Annotated in this window: 7 protein-coding genes and 1 rRNA gene; all 8 read left to right on the top strand. The window is 32.2% G+C overall.

Annotated elements, in window-relative coordinates:
• The first annotated feature begins 8 nt into the window (after positions 1–8).
• A 5S ribosomal RNA gene (gene rrf, locus ABDJ34_RS02505) occupies positions 9–125 on the top strand.
• A gap of 1,045 nt (positions 126–1,170) precedes the next feature.
• On the top strand, positions 1,171–1,797 hold the full coding sequence (locus ABDJ34_RS02500) for a thioredoxin family protein (RefSeq protein WP_412701250.1): 627 nt from the start codon (positions 1,171–1,173) through the stop codon (positions 1,795–1,797).
• Positions 1,790–2,473 carry a cytochrome c biogenesis CcdA family protein gene (locus ABDJ34_RS02495; RefSeq protein WP_094205966.1) on the top strand — a complete coding sequence of 228 codons (684 nt, stop codon included), beginning with the start codon at positions 1,790–1,792 and terminating at the stop codon, positions 2,471–2,473. The genes ABDJ34_RS02500 and ABDJ34_RS02495 overlap by 8 nt, the downstream gene beginning before the upstream one ends.
• Before the next feature lie 11 nt (positions 2,474–2,484).
• Positions 2,485–3,801, top strand: coding sequence for a transcription termination factor Rho (gene rho, locus ABDJ34_RS02490; protein ID WP_412701249.1), 1,317 nt, complete (start codon positions 2,485–2,487; stop codon positions 3,799–3,801).
• A 100-nt stretch (positions 3,802–3,901) separates the two neighbouring features.
• Complete coding sequence (gene rpmE, locus ABDJ34_RS02485) at positions 3,902–4,105, top strand: 50S ribosomal protein L31 (RefSeq protein ID WP_002836835.1); 204 nt, start codon at positions 3,902–3,904, stop codon at positions 4,103–4,105.
• Positions 4,106–4,183: 78 nt separating this feature from the next.
• A complete protein-coding gene (locus ABDJ34_RS02480; protein ID WP_412701248.1) occupies positions 4,184–5,080 on the top strand; it encodes a DUF1385 domain-containing protein in 897 nt (298 codons plus the stop codon).
• Positions 5,074–5,865, top strand: coding sequence for a peptide chain release factor N(5)-glutamine methyltransferase (prmC, locus tag ABDJ34_RS02475; protein ID WP_412701247.1), 792 nt, complete (start codon positions 5,074–5,076; stop codon positions 5,863–5,865). The genes ABDJ34_RS02480 and prmC overlap by 7 nt, the downstream gene beginning before the upstream one ends.
• A gap of 2 nt (positions 5,866–5,867) precedes the next feature.
• On the top strand, positions 5,868–6,935 hold the full coding sequence (gene prfA, locus ABDJ34_RS02470) for a peptide chain release factor 1 (protein ID WP_412701246.1): 1,068 nt from the start codon (positions 5,868–5,870) through the stop codon (positions 6,933–6,935).
• Positions 6,936–6,984: the final 49 nt, after the last annotated feature.

Here is a 6,984-nt window from a genome sequence, read left to right as displayed (position 1 = left end):
TGAATAAGTATGGTGATAAAAGCAAGAGGGATACACCTGTACCCATGCCGAACACAGAAGTTAAGCCTCTTAACGCCGATGGTACTACGATGGAAACGTCGTGGGAGAGTAGGTAGTCGCCAAACAATTAAGGTCTAACGTGATTTAATCCGTTAGATCTTTTTTATTTTAACAAAAGACCTACGAGCCCACTTATGGGAGAGCAAGACCTAACAGAAATCTATGATTTCGTCGTAGGTCTGGTGCAACCAGTTGCCACGAATCTTTGATTCGTAGGAACTGACGGCACGTAGCTAGTCGCCAAACAATTAAGATCTAGTGATGACAATGTCCGCTAGGTCTTTTTTTGTACGTTCTTTTAGATAGAGTAACTTTGAAAATTATTCATAAATTTCGCTGGACAACAGATGCAAGATACACATAGGTTGAGACCATAGCAAACATCTTGCACGAATATCTAGACTACGAAAATAAATAAATTCTAAGCTTGTGAACCTAAAATCGCAAACTCGTTAACGCTCAAACAGTGCAATTTTTTAACGGTTCACTGCACTTGAATTTATGATTATTTTCTCCGTATGATATTCTTAGCTTCGATTGTTTGCTTGAAGCTTTCGTGAATTTGGAGATTGCAGGACAATGACAGAAAATGATTAAAAGGTTTCGCAAGACAACAGTTGCAGGACACAAGTAGGTTAGAAAGTAAATAAACATCTCGCACGAATATCTTAGTTAAAAATTAATGTTCTCACTCGCTCAGCCTCACTTCAGAAATCTTCTTTTATGAAAATGAACTGAAGATTTCATCGTTCTAAGCGTCGCTCATAAGTAGCATTAAATTTTATATGGCGATATTCTTAGCCAAAGGTTTCGTGGATTTTGGGAATTGCAGGATGAGCATAGAAAATGGTCTTGAGGATTCATTAGATTACTGTTGCAAGACACGCGTAGTCAGAATCGAAGAAAACATTTCACACGAATATCATAGGGAAAATTTAATCCTTAGATTCGCTCAGCCTCACAGCGAAAATCTTATATTATGAAAATGAATTGAGGTGTAAATAAGAACGCAAGTTTGATATAATAATATAGTAAATCAATAGTAAATCAATAGTAAATCAATAGTAATTTGAATATCTAATAGGTTAAAAGTAAAGAAAGGAAATGATTATGAAGAGTAATAAATCAAAATCTATTTTAGTTATTGTATTTATTGCGGTAGCTGTTTTGATTATGTTTTTTATAAAGAATAAACCAGTTATGCCAATTAATAATGATAATAGTGCTAAGCAAACTGAGACTGAAGGAAATGTTAAAGAAGATAGTAGTTCTAGTAGTGAGAATAAAAGTTCATCAGATTTGAATAATTTCAAGGAAGCTTACAAGGAAGTAGACAAGGAAGATGTTTTATTTGCTGGAAAGGATGCTGGGTTTGAGAAGTTTTTTTCATATGATAAGCCTGTTTTTGTAAACTTTACGTGGATTGAATGTGCTCCTTGTAAGGAAATGGCTCCATATATAGACAATACTTTCAATAAGTTCAAGGGGAAAGCCGTTGTTAAGGATGTTGAAGTTAATGTGAACAATGATTTTGCATCACAAGCTGGTATTAGAGTTACTCCTACACAAATTTTTATTCCTTTAAAAGAAAATTTTAAATTTTCTGGTAAGGGTCAAAGCGTGATGGATGAGTATTTCCAAGAGGTTACTGTAAATGGTAAAAAGGGATATATTCACGAAGGTTTGTTAAAAGAAAACGAATTAGAAATATTGATTTCGGATATGATAAATGGATAGTTTATTAGAATTTTTGTCAAAATTAGTCAAGGATTATGTTTATTTGGCTCCTATTATTTCTTTGGTTGCTGGGATTTTGACTAGTTTTCTTCCCTGCTCATTGCCGATGATTCCAATTATAATTGGGTATTTGTCGGGGAATAATTACGATAAGAAAAAATCGTTCAAGGTGGCTTTGGTTTTTAGTTTAGGTAGTATTTTAGTTTTTACAATTTTTGGATTGACGGCTGCCTTAGTAGGAAAAATTTTAAATCAATTTAGTAGAGTTTTTTATATTGTTATTGGAATACTTTTAATTCTTATGGCGTTTCAAAATTGGCATGTTATTAAGATTATTAGCTTAAATAAGTCTAGCAAAATTACAAAAACTGGACTTTTGGGAGCTTTTCTAGCTGGCGTTATTCAAGCGGTGTTTGCATCTCCATGTTCAACACCTGTTTTAGTTTCATTGATGGCTATAGCTGCTAATACTAGAAATATTTTATTTTCTATTATTTTGTTCGTATTTTATGGTATTGGGAATTGCTTTTTGGTATTTATGTCTGCTTTGTTGATGGGTAAAGTCGAAGAGATTATTCAAAATGATTCATATACTAAGGTTTCTAAAATTATAGAAATAGTTCTTGGTGCAGTATTGATGTTATTTGGATTGTATTTCTTGTACCAAGGTATTTAGGAGGAAATTTATTGGAAAAAGATGTATTAGAATCTAAAAAATTACAAGATTTAAAGATTATTGCTAAAGCTGTAGGTGTAGCAGGTATTAGTAAATATAATAAGCAAGATTTGATAAAAGAGATTATTAGTCAAGTTAATATTAATGAGAGAAATAACTCTGAGGAAGATTACGAAGATTCTTCTTCTAATGATGAAAAAGATTTGAAAGATCCTTTGAAAGTGGAAGGAATATTGGATTTACACGAAAATGGATATGGATTTTTGAGATCGGAAGGATACGATTCAGGAGATGATGATATTTACGTACCTCCTGTTCAAGTTAGAAGATTTAAACTAAAGACAGGGGATTTTGTAGAGGGATTATCTCGTGAGAAAAAGGATAAAGAAAAATTCAATGCTTTGATTTATGTGAATCGTGTAAATGGAGATACTGTTGAAAATCTTAGAAATAGACCTGATTTTGAGAATTTGACGCCGATTTATCCAAGAGAAAGATTGACTTTAGAAAGAGATTCAAAGAATATTTCAATGAGAATTATGGATTTGATAAGTCCTGTAGGAAAAGGACAAAGAGGCTTGATTGTGGCATCACCTAAAACAGGTAAGACGACTTTACTAAAAAACATAGCAAACTCTATAAGAAAAAATTATCCGGAAATTCATGTTATTGTTTTGTTAATTGATGAAAGACCGGAAGAAGTTACAGATATGAAGCGTTCTGTTTTGGGAGCAGATGTTGTAGCATCTACTTTTGATGAAATGCCTCAAAATCATATTAGGGTTGCTGAAATCGTAATAGAGAGGGCCAAGAGGCTTGTAGAACACAAAAAAGATGTCGTAATATTGGTCGATTCAATTACTAGATTATCTCGTGCATATAATGTTACTAGTCCTTATTCAGGTAAGACTTTGTCCGGCGGACTTGATCCTTTAGCATTGAATGGTCCTAAAAGATTTTTTGGTGCGGCAAGAAATATAGAAGAAGGCGGTTCATTGACTATATTGGCGACAGCTTTGATTGAAACAGGATCCAGAATGGATGATGTTATTTTCGAAGAATTCAAGGGAACTGGAAATATGGAAATCAAATTGGATAGGAGCCTGTCGGAACAGAGAGTGTTCCCTGCAATTGATTTAAACAAATCCGGAACGAGGAAAGATGAATTACTTCTTACAAAAGAAGAATTATCAGCAATTAATAAAATAAGAAAACAATTAAATTCACAAGAAAACAAAAATATTGCAGACCAAATTATAAAAATGATTAAAAACACAAAATCAAACCAAGAATTTGTAAAATCAATAAATAATTTGCAAAGTTTGTAAATAAATTTATACTGAAATATTCAAATTTTGTAGACAAGTTCATACTCATGTGTTATAATAGGTAAGTCGAAAATAATTTTGAGAAAAACGAGGTGATAATATGAAAAAAGATTTACATCCAGAATACCACGAAGCTACAGTAACTTGCGCTTCTTGTGGCAATACTTTTAAAGTAGGATCTACTAAAGAAAACATAAACGTCGAAGTTTGTAGTCAATGTCACCCATTTTATACAGGACGTCAAAGATTTGTAGAACATGGTGGTAGAGTAGAAAAATTCAAGAAAAAATACAACATGGATTAGCATTTTTGCCAGTACCTTTTTGGTGCTGGTATTTTTGTGTTAAAAAATAGATAATGAATAATGAAAAGGTAAATTGACATGAAGAAAACGACAATTGGAGGACAAGCTTTAATTGAAGGAATTTTGATGAGAGGCCCTTCAAAGTATTCGATAGCTGTTAGAAAGCCTGATCAAGAAATTGATTTGGTTGTAAAAGACTTAGAAAACAATAAAATAAATTTGATGAAGATTCCTTTTATAAGAGGAGTTGTGAGTTTGTTTGATTCGATGAAATTAGGAATGGATGCTTTGATGTATTCGGCAAGTTTTTACGAAGATGATAGCGAAAACTTCTTCGATAAGCATTTCAAAAACAATGCCAGAAAAGTAGAAAATGTGTTTTCTATAATTGCATCAGTAGCATTGGCATTACTGTTTTTCTTCTTCATTCCGACTTTTCTTACATCATTTGTTAAGCTAAATCATTCATCTTTCAGTTTCAATTTAATCGAAGGATTGATAAGAATTATAATATTTTTTGCATATCTTTTTGTAGTGTCTCATTCAAAAGATATGAAAAGAGTGTTTGAATACCATGGTGCTGAACACAAGAGTATTTATTGCTATGAGCTAGGACTGGACTTGACTGTTGAAAATGTGAGAGAGCAAAGCAGACTTCACCCAAGATGTGGCACTAGCTTTTTATTCACAGTTATGATTATTTCTATTTTGGTTTTGGGTTTAGTTGGCTGGCCTAATCCTTTAATGAGAATGTTGTATCGCATTGTATTATTGCCTGTAATTGTGTCTATTTCTTATGAAATTAACAGATTAATTGGCAAATACGATAATACACTCACAGCCTTACTTGTAAAACCGGGACTTTGGGTTCAAAGATTTTTCACAGTTAGAGAGCCTGACGACAAGATGATAGAAGTTGCTATATTGGCACTTAAAAGTGTTATTCCAGAAAAAGAAGATGAAGATTTATGGTAATCAAGGATATTTACAGTTTATTCGACAAATCTGATTGTCTGATGATTTTGGAAAAATTATACAAATATAGTTTTTCTGATTCTATTATTCATTCGAATGATGAGATTAATGAGAATGATGAGAAAATAATTTTAGAATACAAAAGACTTTACGATGAGGATATTCCAATCGAATATATACTTGGGTTTAAGTACTTTTACAATAGAAAGTTTTATACAGATCCTGATGTTTTAATCCCAAGATTTGATACTGAAATTTTAGTAGATGAAATAATCAAGATTAATCGCAATTTTGACAATATACTTGAAATCGGGATTGGATCTGGAATAATATCCATTACTTTGAATTTGGAATTGAATTCAAATGTTTTGGGTGTGGATATAAACAAAAAGGCTATTGAACTTTCCAAGAAAAATGCAGAAAGCTTAAATGCTACCAATGTTGAGTTTATTTATTCTGATTTGTATGAGAATGTGAATTCTAAGTATGATTTGATAGTTTCCAATCCACCTTATATAGACAAAAAAGATTTCAATTCACTTGAAACAAAGATTTTAAAAGAACCACGCTCTGCACTTTTTGGTGGAGATGATGGACTATATTTTTATAGAAAGATAATAAATCAAGCTAGTGATTATTTGAATGAAGATGGTATGCTTGCTTTTGAAATAGGATATAATCAAAGAGAGAGTATATTTCAAATTTTAGATGAAAATGGATTCGATAATCATTACTGCATAAAAGACTTTAACGGTTTTGATAGAGTAATAATTGCGAGGAGGTAATTATGTTTGAAAATTTGGATAGTGTTGTAGATAAATTCAAAGACTTAGAAGTAAAAGTCGCAGATCCTGAAGTTATCGCTGACATGGAAAATTGGACGAAATTAATGAAAGAACACGCTGATTTAGAACCAGTTGTTAATAAATATTTGGCATACAAAGATAATTTAAAAAATTTAGAAGAAGATAAAGAGATGTTGGGAACTACTGGAGATAGTGAAATGGAAGAACTATTGAAAGATGAAATATCAACATTGGAAGAACAAATCGAAAACGATCAAGAAGAATTGAAAATTTTGTTGTTGCCAAAAGATCCTAACGATGAAAAGAACGTATTTATTGAAATAAGAGCAGGTGCTGGCGGAGATGAAGCAGGTTTATTTGCTGGTGAACTTTTGAGAATGTACCAAATGTATTCTGATAAAAAACGTTGGACAACAGAAGTTATGGATATTCAACAACAAGGTGTTGGCGGTGTTAAAGAAGCTGTAATGATGGTTAAAGGAAAAGGCGCTTATTCTAGATTAAAATACGAATCAGGAGTCCACAGAGTTCAAAGAGTTCCTCAAACTGAAAGTTCAGGAAGAATTCACACATCTACGGCAACTGTTGCTGTGTTACCGGAAGCTGAAGATGTTGATATTAAGATCGAACAAAAAGATTTGAGAATTGACGTGTTCAGAGCAAGTGGTAATGGTGGTCAATGTGTAAACACTACTGACTCTGCTGTTAGAATAACGCACATTCCAACAGGCCTTGTAGTGACTTGTCAAGATGAAAAATCTCAAATAAAAAATAAAGACAAAGCTATGAAAGTTTTGAAATCTAGATTATATGATTTGATGGAAGAAGAAAAGAACAAAGATAGAGCAGATGCTCGTAAATCTCAAGTTGGTACAGGGGATCGTTCTGAAAGAATTAGAACTTACAACTTCCCACAAGGAAGAATAACTGATCACAGAATCAACAAAACAATATTCCAATTACAAAATTTCTTAGATGGAGATATTGAAGAAATGATCGATGATTTGACAAGTTACGATCAAGCTGAAAAATTAAAAAAGATGAATTAAAAATTAACTCGAGTTTAAATGCTCGAGTTTTTTATATTATAGCAAGTAA

This window comes from Finegoldia dalianensis, from assembly GCF_046255015.1.
Classification (GTDB): Bacteria; Bacillota; Clostridia; order Tissierellales; family Peptoniphilaceae; genus Finegoldia; species Finegoldia magna.
This window is presented reverse-complemented; position numbering and strand designations above follow the sequence as displayed.

Excerpts from the sequence above, each read along its gene's own strand:
- ABDJ34_RS02500 (WP_412701250.1), top strand. The coding sequence starts at position 1,171 with ATGAAGAGTAATAAATCAAAATCTATTTTAGTTATTGTATTTATTGCG.
- ABDJ34_RS02495 (WP_094205966.1), top strand. The coding sequence starts at position 1,790 with ATGGATAGTTTATTAGAATTTTTGTCAAAATTAGTCAAGGATTATGTT.
- rpmE (WP_002836835.1), top strand. The coding sequence starts at position 3,902 with ATGAAAAAAGATTTACATCCAGAATACCACGAAGCTACAGTAACTTGC.
- ABDJ34_RS02480 (WP_412701248.1), top strand. The coding sequence starts at position 4,184 with ATGAAGAAAACGACAATTGGAGGACAAGCTTTAATTGAAGGAATTTTG.
- prmC (WP_412701247.1), top strand. The coding sequence starts at position 5,074 with ATGGTAATCAAGGATATTTACAGTTTATTCGACAAATCTGATTGTCTG.
- prfA (WP_412701246.1), top strand. The coding sequence starts at position 5,868 with ATGTTTGAAAATTTGGATAGTGTTGTAGATAAATTCAAAGACTTAGAA.